Origin of the sequence: Streptomyces sp. BR1 (genome assembly GCF_052373795.1) — a bacterium.
In the GTDB taxonomy this organism is placed as follows: Bacteria; Actinomycetota; Actinomycetes; order Streptomycetales; family Streptomycetaceae; genus Streptomyces.
In genome coordinates this window covers 1111244-1130342 of the sequence record NZ_CM126252.1, presented here as the reverse complement: position 1 = coordinate 1130342, position 19099 = coordinate 1111244, and the positions used below count along the sequence as shown (strand labels likewise).

19 protein-coding genes are annotated in these 19099 nt (G+C 70.0%); 8 read left to right on the top strand and 11 right to left on the bottom strand.

Annotated features, from left to right (window positions below):
- Positions 1–4: 4 nt before the first annotated feature.
- Both ACT1U9_RS05155 and ACT1U9_RS05150 read right to left on the bottom strand, forming a co-directional pair.
- Positions 5–769 carry a TIGR04222 domain-containing membrane protein gene (locus ACT1U9_RS05155; RefSeq protein WP_444537185.1) on the bottom strand — a complete coding sequence of 255 codons (765 nt, stop codon included), beginning with the start codon at positions 767–769 and terminating at the stop codon, positions 5–7.
- Between the two features lie 116 nt (positions 770–885).
- Complete coding sequence (locus ACT1U9_RS05150) at positions 886–1569, bottom strand: hypothetical protein (RefSeq protein ID WP_444539012.1); 684 nt, start codon at positions 1567–1569, stop codon at positions 886–888.
- Between the two features lie 1207 nt (positions 1570–2776).
- On the opposite strand from ACT1U9_RS05150, the gene gcl reads away from it, so the two are divergent.
- Together gcl and ACT1U9_RS05140 are read left to right on the top strand one after the other, a co-directional pair.
- Complete coding sequence (gene gcl / locus ACT1U9_RS05145; protein WP_444537184.1) at positions 2777–4558, top strand: glyoxylate carboligase; 1782 nt, start codon at positions 2777–2779, stop codon at positions 4556–4558.
- Between the two features lie 315 nt (positions 4559–4873).
- Positions 4874–5095: a hypothetical protein gene (locus ACT1U9_RS05140; protein ID WP_188278760.1), complete on the top strand. Its 222-nt coding sequence runs from the start codon at positions 4874–4876 to the stop codon at positions 5093–5095.
- A 19-nt stretch (positions 5096–5114) separates the two neighbouring features.
- Here the strand turns inward: ACT1U9_RS05140 and ACT1U9_RS05135 are convergent, their stop codons facing one another.
- The 9 genes from ACT1U9_RS05135 to ACT1U9_RS05095 all read right to left on the bottom strand — a co-directional run bounded on the left by ACT1U9_RS05135 (position 5115) and on the right by ACT1U9_RS05095 (position 14576).
- Positions 5115–6461: an MFS transporter gene (locus tag ACT1U9_RS05135; protein WP_444537183.1), complete on the bottom strand. Its 1347-nt coding sequence runs from the start codon at positions 6459–6461 to the stop codon at positions 5115–5117.
- Positions 6458–7090, bottom strand: a complete 633-nt coding sequence (locus ACT1U9_RS05130) for an ArsR/SmtB family transcription factor (protein ID WP_444537182.1) — start codon at positions 7088–7090, stop codon at positions 6458–6460. Before ACT1U9_RS05130 ends, ACT1U9_RS05135 begins: the two co-directional genes overlap by 4 nt.
- A gap of 118 nt (positions 7091–7208) precedes the next feature.
- On the bottom strand, positions 7209–7631 hold the full coding sequence (locus tag ACT1U9_RS05125; RefSeq protein WP_444537181.1) for a hypothetical protein: 423 nt from the start codon (positions 7629–7631) through the stop codon (positions 7209–7211).
- Between the two features lie 379 nt (positions 7632–8010).
- Entirely contained in the window at positions 8011–8526 is a 516-nt protein-coding gene (locus ACT1U9_RS05120; protein ID WP_444537180.1) for a hypothetical protein, read from the bottom strand.
- Positions 8527–8636: 110 nt separating this feature from the next.
- Entirely contained in the window at positions 8637–9842 is a 1206-nt protein-coding gene (locus tag ACT1U9_RS05115; RefSeq protein WP_444537179.1) for a helix-turn-helix domain-containing protein, read from the bottom strand.
- Between the two features lie 71 nt (positions 9843–9913).
- Positions 9914–10570 carry an HAD family hydrolase gene (locus ACT1U9_RS05110; protein ID WP_444537178.1) on the bottom strand — a complete coding sequence of 219 codons (657 nt, stop codon included), beginning with the start codon at positions 10568–10570 and terminating at the stop codon, positions 9914–9916.
- Positions 10571–11141: 571 nt separating this feature from the next.
- The gene (locus ACT1U9_RS05105) at positions 11142–12599 is read right to left on the bottom strand and encodes a catalase (protein ID WP_444537177.1); all 1458 of its coding nucleotides are present in this window, start codon (positions 12597–12599) and stop codon (positions 11142–11144) included.
- A 189-nt stretch (positions 12600–12788) separates the two neighbouring features.
- The gene (locus ACT1U9_RS05100; RefSeq protein ID WP_444537176.1) at positions 12789–13679 is read right to left on the bottom strand and encodes a 2-hydroxy-3-oxopropionate reductase; all 891 of its coding nucleotides are present in this window, start codon (positions 13677–13679) and stop codon (positions 12789–12791) included.
- 63 nt (positions 13680–13742) lie between these two features.
- On the bottom strand, positions 13743–14576 hold the full coding sequence (locus tag ACT1U9_RS05095) for a TIM barrel protein (RefSeq protein WP_444537175.1): 834 nt from the start codon (positions 14574–14576) through the stop codon (positions 13743–13745).
- A 137-nt stretch (positions 14577–14713) separates the two neighbouring features.
- Here ACT1U9_RS05095 and ACT1U9_RS05090 point away from each other — a divergent pair, with 137 nt between their 5' ends.
- From ACT1U9_RS05090 to ACT1U9_RS05065, 6 genes are all read left to right on the top strand, one after another.
- Positions 14714–14965, top strand: coding sequence for a hypothetical protein (locus ACT1U9_RS05090; RefSeq protein WP_444537174.1), 252 nt, complete (start codon positions 14714–14716; stop codon positions 14963–14965).
- Complete coding sequence (locus ACT1U9_RS05085; RefSeq protein WP_444537173.1) at positions 14962–15339, top strand: helix-turn-helix domain-containing protein; 378 nt, start codon at positions 14962–14964, stop codon at positions 15337–15339. Before ACT1U9_RS05090 ends, ACT1U9_RS05085 begins: the two co-directional genes overlap by 4 nt.
- A gap of 158 nt (positions 15340–15497) precedes the next feature.
- Positions 15498–16022: a 2-oxo-4-hydroxy-4-carboxy-5-ureidoimidazoline decarboxylase gene (gene uraD / locus ACT1U9_RS05080; RefSeq protein ID WP_444537172.1), complete on the top strand. Its 525-nt coding sequence runs from the start codon at positions 15498–15500 to the stop codon at positions 16020–16022.
- Positions 16022–16411 (top strand): hydroxyisourate hydrolase, encoded by a 390-nt coding sequence (gene uraH, locus ACT1U9_RS05075; protein WP_444537171.1) that lies wholly within the window; start codon positions 16022–16024, stop codon positions 16409–16411. Before uraD ends, uraH begins: the two co-directional genes overlap by 1 nt.
- Before the next feature lie 5 nt (positions 16412–16416).
- Complete coding sequence (gene pucL / locus ACT1U9_RS05070; protein WP_444537170.1) at positions 16417–17340, top strand: factor-independent urate hydroxylase; 924 nt, start codon at positions 16417–16419, stop codon at positions 17338–17340.
- A 139-nt stretch (positions 17341–17479) separates the two neighbouring features.
- On the top strand, positions 17480–18865 hold the full coding sequence (locus ACT1U9_RS05065) for an 8-oxoguanine deaminase (protein ID WP_444537169.1): 1386 nt from the start codon (positions 17480–17482) through the stop codon (positions 18863–18865).
- Positions 18866–19099 lie beyond the last annotated feature (234 nt).

The following is a 19099-nucleotide window of genomic DNA, read 5'->3' as shown; positions in this document are numbered from 1 at the left end:
TCTTTTACGTGTGGGGGCTCGGCGGGACGACTTGGCGGATCGGGGTGCGGCTCACGTTCGTGCCGCCCCGGTCGCCGAGGAGTCCCGCCTCCCGTGCGAACCGGGGCAGCAGTTGGCTCAGGGCCCGGTCGCCGTGCAGGGCCACGAGCATCAGGATCTCCCCGTCGGGCAGGCGGGGCCGGGTCATGGGCAACGGGTGCGCGGCGCGCAGCGAGAAGAGCAGGGCGTGCGCGGCCGGGGTGCGGCGGGGCAGACAGAGCAGCGCGGTGGCCCCGGTCAACAGCACTGCGATGAAGGCGAGTTGGGTGTTCGTGGGGTGGCGCGGCCCGAACACCACGGCCACGACGAGGTTCAGCGGGATGGCCGCGAGCAGGATCTGGGCGGCGGTCCATCGGGTGTGGCGGCGCAGCAGGCCGTCGGCGGTGAGGCCGTCGAGCAGGTTGCCGAGCGCCTGCCGCACCCTGGGGCGCGCGATGATCGCCCGCACGTCCATCGGCGTCCGGAGCGAAGTGGCGACGGCGTGCTGAAGCGGATCGGGCAGCCGTACGGGGAGCTCTTGGACGCGTACGGATACGGTGCCGGGGCGGTCGACGCCGATCGTCCCGCTGAGGTGGAGCCCGGTGAGGGCCACGGTCACGGCGGCCCGGGGCCCGCCCCGTACGCATGCGGCGGCCACGGCATCGAGCGCGGCTCGCCGGGCGGGAGCGGGGCGCAGCAGTGCCGCCGCTGTGACCAGCTGGATGCCCGCCGCCCCGATGAACCACCACATGGCCGTCCGCCTCCCCCGAGGGTGCCCGTGGGGGGAATGTCCCCGGGGTGGGGAGGTCCGAAGCGGTGGGGGCGGGTTCTCAGAGCTTGATTTGAGGTTCGGGGGTTTGTTGATCTCTAGGGCCCGGTGACGATGAGCTCGTCCGCGGCGTCGTTCACCGGCTGCGGGGTGCCGGTGAGGTCCATGACGAAGAGCGGGATGCGCAGCTCGTCGCCACGGGTGCGGGCGTCCTTGGTGTACCCCGCGAGCGAGAAGTACACGCTGGTGGACGAGTTGCTGAGCCCGTTCAGCCACAGGCATTCCACGGCCCGCAGCGAGGCCGGGCGGGTCGTCGGGTCGACCTGGGCGACCAGTCCGGGACCGCGCAGATCGATCCCGGAGGCTGGGCGCGCCTCGGACTGCAGTACGTCGCGGAACCCGAGCCACTTCAGATAGAGCGCCGCCGCCGTCACCGCGTCGCGGGCGGTACGGATGGTCACCGGACGGAACGCCGTACGCGGTGCCGGGGCGGTCGGCGGGACCGGGATGTGGACCGGCAGCGGGACGGGCGGCGCGGTGACCGGGCGTACGGGGATGCGCAGCACCGTGCCGCACGAGCACCCGAGCTCGGGCTGCGGCCACTGGTCCTCCCGCCCGCAGGCGGCGCAGCGCACGAGGACCCAGTCCTCGTTCCAGGTGCGATGAGTGATCGGCTCGGGCGAGCCGCCGCGTGCGAGCGGGGGTGCGAGGGGTGCGCCGCAGGGGCAGGGATAGGAGGTGGGGGTGTACCGGTGCTCGCGCCGGCAGGCGGGACAGCGGATGGCGACACCGTCGCCACCGGACCCGCGCCCGCCACTGGACCTGGGCGGCCGGTGGCCACCGCCGGGGCCGTGCGGGTTGCCGGGCCCGCTGGTGCCGCCGGGACCGTTCATGTTGCCCGGGCCGCTGCTGTTTCGGCTGCTGCCTGTGCCGCTGAGGCCACCGCCGTTTCGGCCGACGCCTGCGCTGCCGGGGTCGCCCGTGCCGCGAGGACCGCCGGGGCCGCTGCCGCCGCTGGACTCGGGGCCGCCGCCGGTCCACCCCATTCGGTTGCCGCCCGTGGGGCCGCTACCGAAGTGTCTGGTGCTGGGGCCGTCGATTCCGCCTCCTGGCGCACCGGTGCCGTCGCTCGTGCCGCCGCCTTCGGTCCGGCTGAGGCCGTCGGCTTCGCGGTCGCTGAACCATCCGCCCTCGCTGATGTTTCGGACGGCGTCGCTCCAGCTGCTCGTGCGCCCGTCACCGAGGCCTCCGGTTCTTGCGTCGGGGCCGAAGCCGCGCCCGCCGCCGATGTCTCCGGCGTCTGCGGTTTGGTCGAAGCCGCGCCCGCCGCCGATGTCTCCGGCGTCTGCGGCTTGGCCGAAGCCGGGCTCGTCACCGAAGCTCCCGGTCCGTGCGGTTTGGCCGAAGCCGGGTCCGTCACCGATACCTCCGGCACCTGCGGCCCAGCCGCTCGCGTACCCGTCACCGAGGTTCCCCGTGTCTGCGGCGTGCCCGCTGCCGAGCCCGTCACCGACGCCCCCGGCATCTCCGGCCTGGCCGAAGCCGCCCCCGTCCCCGACGCCTCCCGCACCTGCGGCCCGGCCGAAGTCGCCCCCGTCACCGACGCCCCCGGCATCTCCGGCCTGGCCGAAGTCGCCCCCGTCCCCGACGCCTCCCGCACCTGCGGCCCGGCCGAAGTCGCCCCCGTCACCGACGCCCCCAGAACCACCGCCCCCGCCGAAGCCGCCCCCGGTACCTGCGGCTCCGCCGAAGCCGACCCCGTCGTCCACCCCGTCGCTCATGCCCTTCACCCCGCGCTCGCCCGCCCGATCCGCCCATCGTCCTCCACGGAGGGCCGTGCGGGAGGCGACTTCGGGGATCCCTTGACGCGCCTGCGTACGCCCCTTATGTTTCTTCCATATCGCAGAACTAAACTTCCGCATTACGGAATCAAGGCTCTCAGGTGGCGCGACAGAGCCCGACTCCGCCAGGCCGAAGCAGGAGCACTCCATGCCTCGTATGACCGCTGCCCGAGCGGCAGTTGAGATCCTCAAGCGCGAAGGCGTCACCAACGCGTTCGGCGTGCCGGGCGCGGCGATCAACCCCTTCTACGCGGCACTCAAGGCCGGCGGCGGCATCAAGCACACGCTGGCCCGCCACGTCGAGGGCGCGAGCCACATGGCCGAGGGGTACACCCGGGCCGACGCCGGCAACATCGGTGTCTGCATCGGTACGTCCGGCCCCGCCGGCACCGACATGATCACCGGCCTGTACTCGGCGATCGCCGACTCGATCCCGATCCTCTGCATCACGGGCCAGGCGCCGGTCGCCAAGCTCCACAAGGAGGACTTCCAGGCGGTCGACATCGCGAGCATCGCGAAGCCGGTCACCAAGGCCGCGACCACCGTCCTGGAGGCCGCGCAGGTCCCGGGCGTGTTCCAGCAGGCGTTCCACCTGATGCGCTCCGGCCGCCCCGGCCCGGTCCTCATCGACCTGCCGATCGACGTCCAGCTCACCGAGATCGACTTCGACCCGGACACGTACGAGCCGCTGCCGGTCTACAAGCCGTCCGCGACCCGCGCGCAGATCGAGAAGGCGCTCCAGCTCTTCCTCGACGCCGAGCGCCCGCTGATCGTCGCCGGCGGCGGCATCATCAACGCCGACGCCTCCGAGCTCCTGGTCGAGTTCGCCGAGCTGACCGGCACGCCGGTCGTCCCCACCCTCATGGGCTGGGGCATCCTCGCCGACGACCACGAGCTGAACGCCGGCATGGTCGGCCTGCAGACCTCGCACCGCTACGGCAACGCGAACTTCCTGGAGTCCGACTTCGTCCTCGGCATCGGCAACCGCTGGGCCAACCGCCACACCGGCGAGCTGGACGTCTACACCAAGGGCCGCAAGTTCGTCCACGTCGACATCGAGCCGACCCAGATCGGCAAGATCTTCGCGCCGGACTACGGAATCGCCTCGGACGCCAAGGCCGCCCTCACCCTCTTCGTCGAGGTGGCCAAGGAGCTGAAGGCCGCGGGCAAGCTGCCCGACCGCAGCGCCTGGGCGGCCTCCACGCAGGAGCGCAAGGCGCAGCTCCAGCGCCGTACGCACTTCGACAACGTCCCGCTGAAGCCGCAGCGCGTGTACGAGGAGATGAACCGCGCCTTCGGCCCGGAGACCCGGTACGTCACCACCATCGGCCTCTCCCAGATCGCCGGCGCGCAGATGCTGCACGTCTACAAGCCGCGCCACTGGATCAACTGCGGCCAGGCCGGCCCGCTCGGCTGGACCATCCCGGCCGCGCTCGGTGTCGCCACGGCGGACCCGGAGACCCCGGTCGTCGCCCTCTCCGGCGATTACGACTTCCAGTTCATGCTGGAGGAGCTGGCGGTCGGCGCGCAGCACAACGTCCCGTACGTCCACGTTCTCGTGAACAACTCCTACCTGGGCCTGATCCGCCAGGCCCAGCGCGGCCTGGACATCAACTTCCAGGTCAACCTGGAGTTCGAGAACATCAACTCCCCGGAGCTGGGCGTCTACGGCGTCGACCACGTCAAGGTCGTCGAGGGCCTGGGCTGCAAGGCGATCCGCGTGACCGAGCCGGACCAGCTGCTCCCGGCCTTCGAGGAGGCCAAGAAGCTGGCCGCCGAGTACCGCGTCCCGGTCGTCGTCGAGGCGATCCTGGAGCGGATCACCAACATCTCGATGGGCGTCAAGATCGACGCGATCAACGAGTTCGAGGAGCTCGCGACGGAGCCGGGCCACGCCCCGACGGCGATCCGCCCGCTGCAGAAGTCATGATACTTCGTACATAACGGACGTACGTCACGCACGTACGACTCCGTTGCGTACGTATGACTCCGTTACGTGAGCGAGCTCGCCCGCAAGACCGACGGCTCCGGTGTTTCCCGTGGGGGGTGGCATCGGGGCCGTCGTCGTTCACTCGTTAGCGTTCACCCCACAGGAGACGCCGCGCACGATGCACCATCCGCCTATTCGCACCTGTTCCGGACATGCTTTGAGCCCGGCATTGCTGAGCCCAGAGGCCAATCGTGTCGAATCCGAGACGAGTGAAGGCCAGTGGGACGGGCCCCGACGGCGCATACTGGTACGACCATGACGCAGCCGTCCGCGCCGAGGCGCCACCTGCCCACCAGTCCCTTCAAAGCTCCGGTCGACCCGCAGGCCAAGACCTTCGAACTGGGCGACCGGGTCTCCCACGACCAGTTCGGCCTGGGCAGGATCGTGGGCGTCGAGGACGGAGTCGCCATGCTCGTCGACTTCGGCTCCCGCCGCGCCCGCATCCTGAGCCCCTACACACGTATGCACCGCCTCTGAACAGAGCCGGGACAAACGATCAGGGCCCCGTCCGCGATGAGCGGGCGGGGCCCTGATGCGTATCCGTCGAGGTCGCGCCCCTCGCGCGTGCCCGGTCCATGTCCCGCCACTCGGGCCGCAGCGCGGTCAGGGTCGTGGTGAGGAAGTACGCCGCCCCAGCCGCCAGCAGGACCGCCGTGAGCCCGAACGAGGCCACGCTCGCCCCGGCGATCAGCCCGCCCAGGGGGATACCGGCCCAGGCCAGCGAGTCGCCCAGCGCGTTGACCCGGCCCAGCAGCGGACGCGGCACCCGCTCGAAGGTGATGGCCCCCAGGATCGGATTGAGGAAGCCCGCGCCGAACCCGCTCGCGGCGAACACCACCAGCACCGCCCACATCGGCGCGTCGGCGGCGAGCACGAGGAACCTCGGCGCTCCGGCGAGCAGAAAGCCGCCGAAGAACACCATCCGGCGCCGCATCCGGTGTGCCACGGCTGCGGCGATCAGGCTGCCGCCCACCGCCGCGAACCCCATCACGCTGCCGGCCAGGCCGATCGCGGAAGGGCCATGGCCGGACTCCCGCGCCCAGACCGGCATGAGCAGCGCGGAGAACGCCGCGTCGAGGAGGTTGAGGATGCCGACGGTGACGATGATGGTGAGCAGCACCGGCTCCTGCCGCAGGAACCGGAAGCCGTCACCGAAGCGCTTCCAATAGCCGGGCTCAGGCTCGTGCTCGGGACCCCCGTCCGCCGCAGGTGAGGCGTGCGCACTCCTCCGAGGCAGAGCAAGAGCGATGATCACCGAGCCCGACGCGAAGCACACCGCGTCGGCGGTGAGGGCGGTCAGCGGCCCGAGGAGCGCCACGGCCGCACCTCCGATCGCCAGGCCGACCGTGGTGGCGAGCCGTTCGGTCACACCGGCCAGTCCGGCGGCCCGCTCCAGCGGCATCCGAGCGCGTTCGGCCGCCTCCGGAACCATGACCTCCTTGGCCAGGTCGCCGGGGCCTCGGGCCGCGCCGATCACCGCGACGAGAACCAGCAGCGGCCAGAACGACAGCACGTCGAGGACATGGAGCAGCGGGATCGCACCGGCGGCGCTCGCGCTGACCACATCGGTCACCCATGACACGGAACGCGGCCCGGCCCGGTCAACCAGCGGTCCGGTGAACGCCTTGACCACGACGTACGGGACCATCTCGCAGAAGGCCACCAGTCCGGTGCGGGTGGCGCTGCCGGTGGTGGCGAGCACGAACCAGGGCAGGGCGATGGCGGAGATCCGGGTACCGGTCAACGAGACGGCCATCGCGGCCAGTACGCCGCCGAGCGGCCGTAAGGACCGCTCGCCGGATATCCGTTCCGCGCCCGCCGCTTCCGTCACTTCCGTCGTCACGACGCCTCGGTCTCACCGAGGTCGGGCAGGATGTGGACGATGACGGAGACCCGCTCGGCGCCCTCGGGGGCACCGGCCGCGCCCTCCGGCACGGCCCGCCGGTAGCGGTTGATGACGGCCCTCAACTCCTCGTCGAGGGAGGTGGCTTCCTCCGTCGTGAGCTGCAGCGTCCAGTCGCTCATGTCGAAGGTGTCCCGCCAGGGACGGGGCATCGTGGCGAGCTCGTTGATCGCACGCTGGGCGCGCTGGGCGTACGTGGTGGCCACGGACTGCATATACGTCAGCGCGGCTTCGGGCTCCTGCTCGGCCAGGTCGCCCTCCTCGAACCATGTCGTCTGATGCACCGAACGCCACCAGCGCTCCCGTGCGTTGCCGCGCTCGGCGTCCTCCTCGACGAACCCCGCCGCGCCGAGCTGGCGCAGGTGATAGCTGGCCGTACCGGAGTTGACCCCGAGCCGCTCCGCCAGCCGCGTGGCCGTCGAGGGCCCGTGCCGCCGCAACAGCCCGACGAGCTGCACGCGTACGGGATGCGCCATGGCGCGCAGCCCCTTGGCGTCGAGGACGACGGCACTGGGCCCAACGCCCGGCGCCTGCTCGCTACTTGAACCGCTCTCGCGTGAATCACTCATGCCACGCACGATAGACCGCAAAGAGTCCTTCGCAAAGAGTTCTTCGAGAAGAACTCTTTGCGGTTCCGGCCAATCAACTATCCGGTGTCACAAGGGGGTCGGGGGCGGGATGGTTCGATCACTTCACCTCGGCCGTGACCTTCCACAGCAGGACGGCCCCGGGGCAGATGCGGCCGGGGTCGGGGCGGCAGTGGCGTGTTCCGGTGATGGTGGCGACGCCGAGGTGGTCGGCGTGGAGAACTCCGCTGGCACTGCCCGTCGGCGTCGTGCCGCCCGCGGTCCGGTGGAGCACGTCGGGGGCGCTGGACCGCGGAATGCTCCAGGTGTAGTTGAGCCCTTGGCTGCGGTAGCCGGTGAGCGTGACGCTGACGTCGTCCCCGGCGGCCAAGGCCACGCTCCGGCCGTTGTCGGCGTTCGTCAGCGTCACGCGCTGGGCTGTTGGAGCATGGTGGGACTGGGCAGCCGCCGGTACGGCAGCGGTGACCACGGCGAGCACCAGCCCGGCAGTCAGCGGAACGGCACGGTACTTCGATGTCTTCATGATTCCCCAAGGTCGGTCGGACCAGGCAGAAGGGGCTCTGCGCCCAGGACCAGCTTGGCCCGCACTCAAGCTCAAATGGCAACTTTTGCGGTCGAACGCCCGGAAGTGGTGATGGCGGGCATCGTGCCTTTGCCGACGCTCGCGCCCGGACGGCAACCGTTCGAGAAACGGATCAAGGCTTCACCCCGGATACCCCGGTGCGCCATTCGATCCAAAGGGAGCCTTGCAGCGCACCCGCCTGAAGGCAAGGCGCGCCCGCTCCATGGGCAGTGAATCAGCCCATCTCGATTGCCCAACCGACAGTGGCCACCGGCGTCACCTAGACGGGAGCACTGGCTTGATCCGCTCGGACGCGGGGTCGAGGCACCGGACGGCCGTCTCACCAGGCGACGGGCTGCCGCGCCCCCAACTCGCCCAGAGTGGCCAGGTTTCGGCGCCCCAGCGCGATCACTTCGTCGACGCCGTCCGGAGCGCACAGGTACTCCTGGTACACGGGCGGGTTGATCCAGTAGGCGCCGGGGCGGGCGGTGCGGTGCACGGCGGGGACACCGAGCCATGTGGACCGCGGAGTGAGGAGCAGGGCGTCCGGGGTGAGATGTCGGGCGCAGCTGCCCAAGGGGACCATGGCGTAGTACCGGACGCGCACGTCGTACGCGTCGTGGATCACGGGACCGTCCATGACGTTGCTGAGGTACGCCCCGACGAACCTCGGATCCCGGCTCCCCGCGGCGGCGTGGATGATCTCGGCGGAGACGCGGACGGCGTCGAAGGCGCGCCCGGTGGGGAGCATCGCGATGCCGCCCTCCTGCCACTCCGCCCAGGCCGTCGACGGCGTCGGGTGTGCGGAGGCGAGCCAGTCCGAAATCGCTCTGTCGGTGTCGGTGTCGGCGCTCATGCTTCACCCCACCGGGCAAACTCGTGCACTGGGTCCCCTATCTGCTGTCTCCTGCGGACAGTCAGATGGTGGCCTGGGGAAGGGGCACAAGTACTACAGCTCGTATCCCCTCAGATCCCTTGTCGGGGTTGCCCGATCGCGCCGATCCATTCCGCATAGTGCGTCAGTGCTTCGGCGTCCGAACGCTTCAGACGTCGCAGTGTCCCAGCCGTCTCGCGCGCCCACGGATGCTCACGGGTGTGCTGCGGTGCGATGACCCGTGCCACCTTCAAGGACTCGAACGCCGGGTCCATGAGTCCTGCCCACATCTGCGCCCTGGCTAGTTCGATGTAGAAGCCGCTGCGCCGTTCGGCCGGCATGTCGATCGGGGGTTTCCACGAGCGGGCGACGGTGAGGGCGTTCTCGACGTGGTCGCTCCCCAGACTCACGGCCACGGACAGCCGATGGATCGCGACGGAGTCCGGGCCGAACGCCGTGCCGTCGTAGATGTTTTCGCGAACGCGATTGCTGTGGCGCAGAGCCTCGGTGAGGTGGAGATCCGCTGCGTCGGCGTTCCCCGCTCGTCCGGCAATGACGGCGGCCCGCATGTGAAGGGCGCCCCGGGCGGCTGACGTGCGGTCCGTGCTGGGGTTCGGAGCTGCGTCGATGGCGGCTTCAAGGGCTCGCAGGCCCACGCGGTGCGCGCGGGCGACGAAGAACGTCTCGGTGCGTACGTAGGCGACTGAGGCGGCGAGGAGGGGGTCCTCGGCTTGCCGTGCGGCCCAGCGCATGAGTTCGATGAGGCGTGCTGACAGGTCGTGCGCGCTGTACTTGAAGGCGATGGAGTCAGCCGCGCGTGCGGCCGCGACGACCAAGGCGGCGGCGTCCCTGTGTTCCGGCCCGCGGCTTGCGGCGTGCAGGGTCCGCAGGCTGTCGTCGAGCAGACTCGCGATCCTCTGGGAGAGTCGCCCGTACTGGGCGGAAAGGCGCCAGGTGACGGCCTCGTCGACAGCGGCCCGTAGCTCGCGCAGGGCGCGTGTCGGTGGGTTGAGGGGGACGTCGTACGTGGCGATGGCGGCGGAGATCGCGGGCAAGGCACGGTGCACGCGGTGCTCGGTGCGGGCATAGCCGGTGCGCAGGGCGGAGGGATCTACGGCGAGGGTGTCGGCGAAGGCTTCCAGAGTGGAGTCGCTGGGCATCCGGGCGCCGCGCTCGACGCTCTTGACCATGGAGAGGGAGACGAAGGAGGCGCGGGCGAGGTCGCTTTGGGTCATACGGCGGGAGCGGCGGACGGTGGCGATGCGCTGCCCCACCTCGCCTGCGCTGACGACGGACATGCTGGACTCCGTTCGGGGGTTGCACCCCGAACCGTACCCATGTGAACACGGTGTGGATGCGCCAACAGACCCTACTGTCCTAGCAGTTGCTGCCCATCGACGATCTCTACCACGTCGTGCAGGGAGTCGACGCGCCAGTCAGCGGCAGCCGCCTCGGGGGTGTCCGCCCACAGGTATCCCCATGGGCCGCGTCGCAGGTGTGCGGTGCGCAGGCCCGCGGTGCGTGCGGGCGCAAGGTCGTTCGCCGGGTGGTCGCCGACGTAGAGCGTTTCGCCCGGCGCCGCCCCGGCCGCTTCGAGGACGTGGGCGAAGAACTCCGCCGAGGGCTTCGCCGTGCGCCACTCGCCGGACGTGGCGATCACGTCCGCGGGCAGATCGAGAGCCCGCAGCAGTTCGGCCACGCGGGCGGTCTGGTTCCCGGCGATGACGACACGTACGCCGTGCTCCCGCAGTGCCGCGAGGGCAGGCCGTACGTCCGGGTACAGATCCGTCTCGTCCAGATACTCGCCACGCCCGGCTGCCTCGCGCGCCGCGTACTCGGCACCGATGTCGATGCCGGGCCGGATGAGCCTCAGCGCGTCCGCGTTGTCCCGGCCCTGGGCGACCACGGCACCGACGAGCGCGGCCACCGTGTGCCGGGGCGCGTCGAGCCAGTCGGCCCATGCCGCCCAATAGCGATCGTCGCGTACCAGGGTTTCACCGATGTCGAAGGCCACTGCGCGGATCATGAGCGGATCCTATGGCGCCGACGCCGGGCCGTCCCAGACCGTGTGCTGTTGGTTCAAACGATCAAGGCCCCACCCGAGAACACCCAGGTGAAGCCTTGATCGTCGAGCGCTCGATTCGGGACCGTAAACCGAACCCAGCGCCCTGGCTGTGGAGTTGTGACCGCCCGACGGGGCGAGGCTGGCGCGACAGGACGTTCGCACCGCCGGGCGGAGTCTTGGGGAAGGGGCTGCGCCGGGCCGGCGGACGGAGTCCGACGCAGCCGGGCGATGCCTGCGAAGCAGTGCGAGGGCGGCGTGCGGGATGGGGCGTTCGCACCGCCGGGCGGAGTCTTGGGGGAGGCGTCCGGGATCGCGGCGGCCAGTGATTGGCTCGTCCTCCGCGCGCCCTTCCTTCAGGTCAAGAAGGGGCCGGGACGGACCTTGACCACCGCACTGGCATCACGAGTGCCGCCGCGATCCTCGGCCTGTCCGGGGCCGCCGGCCACCCCTCATCGGGCCGGCGGTCCGGACGGCGCCCAGAAATTTGACCTCCCGTCAGATTTCCGAGCGCGGTCCAATGGAACGAACCTGCTCAGTCCTCGCGCAGCGCGCGGACCGCCTCCTCCACGCGCTTGCCGTACTCGGCGTCCGCGGCGTGGAAGTGGGCCAGGTTCTTCTCGATGACGTCGTCGCGGGAGACCTGCGACAGGCCGCCGGCGATGTTCGCGATCAGGCGCGACTTCTCGTCGTCCGACATCAGGCGGTACAGCTCGCCCGCCTGGAAGAAGTCGTCGTCCTTGACGTGGGACGGAGCGGCGTGGGTGCCGGTCCAGCCGGTGATCGCCAGCGGGGCGGACAGCGCCGCGTCCGTCTGCGACGGGCCCGCGTACGAGTTCGGCTCGTAGTTCTTGTCGGTGCGGCGGCCGTTGCGCGTCGCCATGGCGCCGTCGCGGCCGTAGTTGTCCGCGACCGTCGCCTTGGGCGCGTTCACCGCGAGCTGGGTGTGGTTGACGCCCAGGCGGTAGCGGTGCGCGTCCGCGTACGCGAACAGGCGGCCCTGGAGCATCTTGTCCGGCGAAGGACCGATGCCCGGAACGAAGTTGTTCGGGGAGAACGCGGCCTGCTCGACCTCGGCGAAGACGTTGTCGGGGTTGCGGTCCAGGACCAGACGGCCCACGCGCTGCAGCGGGTAGTCGCTGTGCGGCCACACCTTCGTCAGGTCGAAGGGGTTGAAGCGGTACTCCGCCGCCTCGGCCGCCGGCATGACCTGGACGTAGAGGGTCCACGACGGGTTCACGCCGCGCTCGATCGCCTGGAGGAGGTCGGTCTGGTGCGAGTTCGCGTCCTGGCCGACCAGCTCCGCCGCCTGCTCGGACGACAGGCTGCGGACGCCCTGGTTGGTCTTGAAGTGGTACTTCACGAAGAAGGCCTCGCCCGCCTCGTTCGTCCACTGGTAGGTGTGCGAGCCGTAGCCGTTCATGTGGCGGTACGACGCCGGGATGCCGCGGTCGCCCATCAGCCAGGTGATCTGGTGCGTCGCCTCGGGGGCGTGCGCCCAGAAGTCCCAGACGTTGTCCGGCTCCTGCTTGCCCGTGAACGGGTCGCGCTTCTGGGAGTGGATGAAGTCGGGGAACTTGATCGGGTCCTTGATGAAGAACACCGGGGTGTTGTTGCCGACGAGGTCGTAGTTGCCGTCCTCGGTGTAGAACTTCAGCGCGAAGCCGCGCGGGTCGCGGACCGCGTCCGCGCCGCCGAGCGAGTCCGCCACCGTGGAGAAGCGGATGAACGTCTCGGTGCGCTTGCCCACCTGCGAGAGGAAGTCGGCCTTCGTGAAGCCGGTGACGTCGTCCGTCACCTCGAAGTAGCCGTACGCGCCGGAGCCGCGGGCGTGGACCACGCGCTCCGGGATCCGCTCACGGTTGAAGCGCGCGAGCTTCTCCAGCAGGTGCTGGTCCTGGAGGAGGATGGGGCCACCGACGCCGGCGGTGGCGGAGTTCTGGTTGTCGGCGACGGGGGCGCCGGACTCGGTCGTAAGCACGCGCTTCGACATCGTGACCTTCCGTACGGGAGCTGCACTGCTGAACGGTCTGCGGTGTCAGGAGCGTAGGTACGCCCCGAAGCGAACGTCAACAGTTTGTTGAAAATGAAGTGGGGTGTTCCGGGCGACGGCGACGCCTGGGCGCGACAGGACAGGTGTCAGCGCCACCGCCGCCCGGAAGTCAGGGAGAGCCTTGAAGGCTCAGATCTGCGCGCCCGACAGGCGCTCGACCGCGCGCAGCAGCGCCGAGTGGTCCAGGCCGCCGTCGCCCTGGGCGCGCAGCGACGCGACCAGCTGGGCCACGACCGCGCCGACCGGGAGCGCCGCGCCGACATTGCGGGCGGCGTCGGTGACGATGCCCATGTCCTTGTGGTGCAGGTCGATACGGAAGCCCGGCGCGAAGTCGCGCTTGAGGAAGTTGTCCTTCTTGCGGGTCAGCACGGTCGAGCCGGCCAGACCGCCGTTGAGGACGTCCAGAGCAGCGGTGAGGTCCACACCGGACTTCTCCAGGAAGACCACGGCCTCGGCGCACGCCTGGATGTTGACCGCCACGATCAGCTGGTTGGCGGCCTTCACCGTCTGGCCGGAGCCGTGCGGGCCGCAGAGCACGATGGTCTTGCCCAGCGCGTCGAAGATGCCCTTGGCCTCGTCGAAGTCGGCCTTGTCGCCGCCGACCATGATGGAGAGCACGGCCTCGATCGCGCCGGCCTCGCCGCCGGAGACCGGGGCGTCCAGGACGCGCACGCCCTTGTCGGCCGCCGCCTTCGCCAGGTCGACGGAGGTCTGCGGGGTGATCGACGACATGTCGATCAGCAGGGCGCCCGCCTTGGCGTTCGCCAGGATGCCGGCCTCGCCGTACGCGATGGCCTCGACCTGCGGGGAGGCCGGGACCATCGTGATGATCACGTCCGCGTCCTTGACCGCGTCCGCGATCGAGGCGGCGGCGGTGCCACCGGCGGCGGCCAGGCGGTCCAGCTTGTCCTGCTCAAGGGTGAAGCCGGTGACGGGGTAACCGGCCTTGATCAGGTTCTCGGACATGGGCGAGCCCATGATGCCGAGGCCGATCCATGCGATCTTGGGAAGGGTGCTCATTGGGGGCCTCTCTCAACTGCTGTGTTACGTCAGGAAGTTCAGGGGGCGGCTAAGCCCAAAGCCTCAGCGCGCCGCGCGGGCCTCGGCCGGCAGCCACGCGAAGGACGCGGCCGCGTCGGCGGCCTTGTACTCCAGGCCGACCCAGCCCTCGTAACCCGCCTTGGCGAGCTGGTCGAGCAGGGCCTCAAGGGGGAGCTCGCCGGTGCCCGGCGCGCCACGGCCCGGGTTGTCGGCGATCTGTACGTGGCCGGTCTTGTCCGCGTACGCCTCGATGACCTGGGCGACGTCCTCGCCGTTCATCGACAGGTGGTAGATGTCGAGGAGGAACTTGGCGTTGCCAAGGCCGGTCGCCGCGTTCACCTTGTCGACGACCTCGATCGCGGACGGCGCGCTGACCAGCGGGTACAGCGGCGACTCCGGCTTGTTCAGGGCCTCGATCAGGAGGATCGCGCCGACGCGGTCGGCCGCGCGGGCCGCCAGCACCAGGTTCTCCAGCGCGAGCGAGTCCTGGACCTGCGGGTCCACGCCCTCGACGCGGTTGCCGTACAGGGCGTTGAGCGCCTTGCAGCCCACCGAGGCGGCGAAGTCCGCCGCGACCTCGATGTTGGCGCGGAAGCGGTCCGACTCCTCGCCGGGTACGGAGAGGGCTCCGCGGTCGGGGCCCGGCAGGGCGCCCGCGTAGAAGTTCAGCCCCACCAGCTGGGTGCCGGCGTCGTCGAGCGCCTTCTTCAGGGCGTCGAGCTCGGCCTGCGCCGGAGTGGGGGTTTCGATCCAGGGCCACCACAGCTCGACCGCCGTGAAGCCCGCCGCGGCCGCGGCCGCGGGGCGCTCCAGGAGCGGGAGTTCGGTGAAGAGGATCGAGAGGTTCACATCGAAGCGCTGGTCCGAGTATCCCATGGGGGTCGGCGCTCCTTCCGTATTGCGGAAGTTACTTTCTGCTTGATGGAAGGTTGCAGGCAGAGGGTCGAGCTTGTCAAGGGGGCCCTGTCCGATTGGCCTCCCGGATTTCCGAATCCGCGCAGTAGGTTGTGCGCGTGCGATTGAGAGTGGAGTTCACGACCGAGCCCTTCGACCTGGACGAGGCGCCCCCGCATGCGGTGGCCGCCCGTGAGGTCCTGCAGACGGCGGCGCTGGACGCCGTGGACGTGGGCCCCTTCGGCAACACCGCCGAGGGTGGCGCGGACGAGGTGCTGACCGCCGTCGACGCGCTGCTGCGCAAGTCCCTGGCCGCCGGCGCCACCCGCGTCTCGCTCCAGGTCAACGTGATCGGGGAGGGCGAGAAGTGACCGAGCCCGCCGACCACCCGCTGGTCACCGCGGTGAAGCCGCTGGTCGACGCCATGGGCGCGGAGATACTGGGGCCCGACCAGGCCCAGCCCGACGACGTGGTGCTCAGCTGGGAGGGCGAGGACGTCATCGCGGTGCGGCTGCCGCAGCTGTCGGACTCCCTGGACCACATCCTGGCCGCCATGGAGCGGCGCCACGGCATGCCGCTGGCCGAGCTCGACCGCAAGGCCAAGCAGTCGGTCGTACGGACCCTGGAGGCGCGCGGAGCGTTCTCCGTACGCCATGGGGTGGAGACCGTCGCGTCCGCCCTCGGGGTCAGCCGCTTCACCGTGTACAACTACCTGAACAGGCAAAACGCCGCCAAGGGCGAGTGAGCGCGGCGCGCCGCAGAGCCTCGCGCGCAGAGCCGCCGTCCACCGAATGGGACGGCGGCTTTTTGTTGCTCCAAGTTTTCAACAAAGTGTTGACGGGATGTTTCCGAGGGCGTTAGCTATCCGCAGCCCGTCCAGCACCAAGGCCACGGAGGCCGTTCGTGACTTCGACCTCGACGCCGGGCCTCGCCCGGTTCAACACCTCCGACGACAGTACGGCGCTCGCCGCGCTCCACGAGGTGTGCGCCAGCTCGGTATGGGGGAGCAAGCTGCTCGCCCAGCGCCCGTACGCCACCGCCGACGAGCTCTTCCTCGCCAGCGACGCCGCCATGGCCGAGCTGGACGCGAAGGACCTCGAAGAGGCGATGGCGGGGCACCCGCCGATCGGGCGGCCGAAGCCGGGCGATCCGACGTCCGCCCGGGAACAGCGGGGGATGGCCGGAGCCTCCGAGGAGCTCAAGGCCGAGATGCTCGAACTCAACCTGGCCTACCAGGACACGTTCGGCCATGTCTTCCTGATCTGCGCCACCGGGGCCACCGGTGAGCAGATGCGCGACGCGATGAAGGCCAGGATCGGCAACACCGCCGAGGCGGAGCGCGAGATCGTGCGCGCCGAACTCGGGAAGATCAACCGGATCCGGCTGACCCGTCTCGTGGAAACAGCGGAAGAAGAGGGCGGCAACTGATGAGCACCGCGACCACCGCGTCGGTGTCGACGCACATCCTCGACACCAGCATCGGCCGCCCCGCCGAGGGCGTCGCCATCTCGCTCGCCGCCCGCTCGGGCCGCGACGCCGGGTGGGTGACGCTCGGCGGCTCCGCGACCGACGCGGACGGGCGCTGCAAGGACCTTCCGGCGCTGCCGGAGGGCACGACCCACGTACGACTCGACTTCGAGGTCGAGTCCTACTTCGACAAGAAGCAAGCCGAGGCGCAGCAGGACGCCCCCCGCGTAAGGGACAGCGGTGCGTTCTTCCCGGAGGTGGCGATCACGTTCGCCGTCGTGCCGGGCGAGCACTTCCACGTACCGCTGCTGCTCAACCCGTTCGGCTACTCCGTTTACCGAGGGAGCTAGCAGACATGCCCACGATTCTCGGCCAGAACCAGTACGGCAAAGCAGAGAACCGCGTCGTCAAGATCACGCGGGACGGCGACACGCACCACATCAAGGACCTGAACGTCTCGGTCGCCCTCTCCGGCGACATGGACGACGTCCACTACTCCGGCTCGAACGCGAACGTCCTGCCGACGGACACCACCAAGAACACGGTGTTCGCCTTCGCCAAGGAGTACGGCATCGAGTCCGCCGAGCAGTTCGGCATCCACCTCGCCCGTCACTTCGTGACGTCGCAGGAGCCGATCCACCGGGCGCGCATCCGCATCGAGGAGTACACCTGGGAGCGCATCGCCACCTCGGACGCCAACTCCAGGTTCATCGGCTCGGACGAGGTACGGCACTCCTTCGCCCGCAAGGGCCAGGAGCTACGCACCACCCAGATCACCTTCGACGGTGAGAACTGGGAGATCATCTCCGGTCTCAAGGACCTCACGGTCATGAACTCCACCAACTCGGAGTTCTGGGGCTACGTCAAGGACAAGTACACGACGCTGAAGGAGGCGTACGACCGCATCCTGTGCACCGACGTCTCCGCCGCCTGGCGTTACAACTGGACCAGCGACGAAGACCGGATGCCCAACTGGGAGAAGTCGTACGAGCAGGCCAAGAAGCACATACTCCAGGCCTTCGCCGAGACGTACTCGCTCTCGCTCCAGCAGACCCTCTACCAGATGGGTTCGCGGGTCATCAACAGCCGCAGCGAGATCGACGAGATCCGCTTCTCGCTGCCGAACAACCACCACTTCCTGGTCGACCTGGAGCCGTTCGGGCTCAAGAACGACAACGAGGTCTACTTCGCGGCAGACCGCCCGTACGGTCTGATCGAGGCCACCGTGCTGCGCGACGGCGTCGAGCCGCGCATCCCGGTCGACATGACCAACCTCTGACGCGGAGCGCCCCCGGCCCCCGCCGCCCGGGGGCGCTTTTCCACCCACTCGGCACCCGTGGGCCACCCGGCCCCGGCACTCAAATCCTCTAGGGTCCTGCCGTGCCCGCTCTGCATGTCGAAGAAGAAGAGGAAGCACGATGGCACCATCGGCAGCCCAGCGCATCGTCATCGAGAACTGTGCGATCGCGACCGTGGACGCCGACGACACCGAGTACGCCTCCGGGTACCTCGTCGTCGCCGGCAACCGCATCGAGTCGATCGGCGCGGGCCGGGCCCCGCAGAACCTTGAGAACGTGGTCCGCCGCATCGACGGCACCGGCCACCTGGTCACCCCCGGCCTGGTCAACACGCACCACCACTTCTACCAGTGGATCACGCGCGGCCTGGCCACCGACCACAACCTGTTCAACTGGCTGGTGGCGCTCTACCCGACCTGGGCGCGCATCGACGAGCAGATGGGGCGCGTCGCCGCGCAGGGCTCGCTCGCGATGATGGCCCGCGGCGGTGTCACCACCGCGATGGACCACCACTACGTGTACCCGCAGGGCGCCGGCGACCTCTCCGGCGCGATCATCGGCGCCGCCGCCGAGATGGGCGTACGGTTCACGCTCGCCCGGGGCTCCATGGACCGCAGCAAGAAGGACGGCGGTCTGCCGCCGGACTTCGCCGTCGAGACCCTGGAGGGCGCGCTCGCCGGGACCGAGGAGACCGTCGACCGGTTCCACGACGCCTCCTTCGACTCGATGACCCAGGTCGCGGTCGCCCCCTGCTCGCCGTTCTCGGTCTCCACCGAACTCATGAAGCAGGGCGCCGAGCTGGCCCGCCGCAAGGGCGTGCGGCTGCACACCCACGGCTCGGAGACCGTCGAGGAGGAGCAGTTCTGCAAGGAGCTGTTCGGCATGGGTCCGACCGACTACTTCGAGTCGACCGGCTGGCTCGGCTCCGACGTGTGGATGGCGCACTGCGTCCACATGAACGACTCGGACATCGCCGCCTTCGCCCGCACCGGAACCGGCGTCGCCCACTGCCCGTCCTCCAACGCACGTCTGGCCGCCGGTATCGCACGCGTCCCCGACATGCTGAAGGCGGGTGTCCCGGTCGGCCTCGGCGTGGACGGCACCGCCTCCAACGAGTCCGGCGAGCTCCACACCGAACTGCGCAACGCGCTCCTGATCAACCGCCTCGGCGCCCACCGCGAGTCCGCGCTCAACGCCCGCCAGGCGCTGCGGCTCGGCACGTACGGCGGCGCCCAGGTGCTCGGCCGCTCGGCCGAGATCGGTTCCCTCGAAGCCGGCAAGCTCGCCGACTTCGTGCTGTGGAAGCTGGACACCCTCGCCCACGCCTCCATCGCCGACCCGGTCATCGCACTGGTCTTCGGCGCCGCCGCCCCGGTGACGGCGTCGTTCGTCAACGGCAAGCAGATCGTCGAGGACAACCGCCTCCTCACGGTCGACGAGGACGCCATCGCCCGCGCCACGCGGGACGAGGCGCAGCGCCTCGCGCGGATCGCCGCGCAGGCCTGATCCCGACCGGGATTCCTGCCCAGGAGTCCGGCCGAGGGGGACGGCCCTCGGCCGGTCGCCGTGGACCCGAGCGGGGCCCATGGCAGCCGCGCCCGGGGGGTGCGCACCACAGGAAGGTGTGCACCCCCCGGCACGGTGACTCGTGCCAATCCCCGCACGAGGCAGGTCTTTCCGCCGTACGAGCTGGTGGTACGAGAAAGATCTTTTCGCCGTACGAGACCGAACCGTACGCCC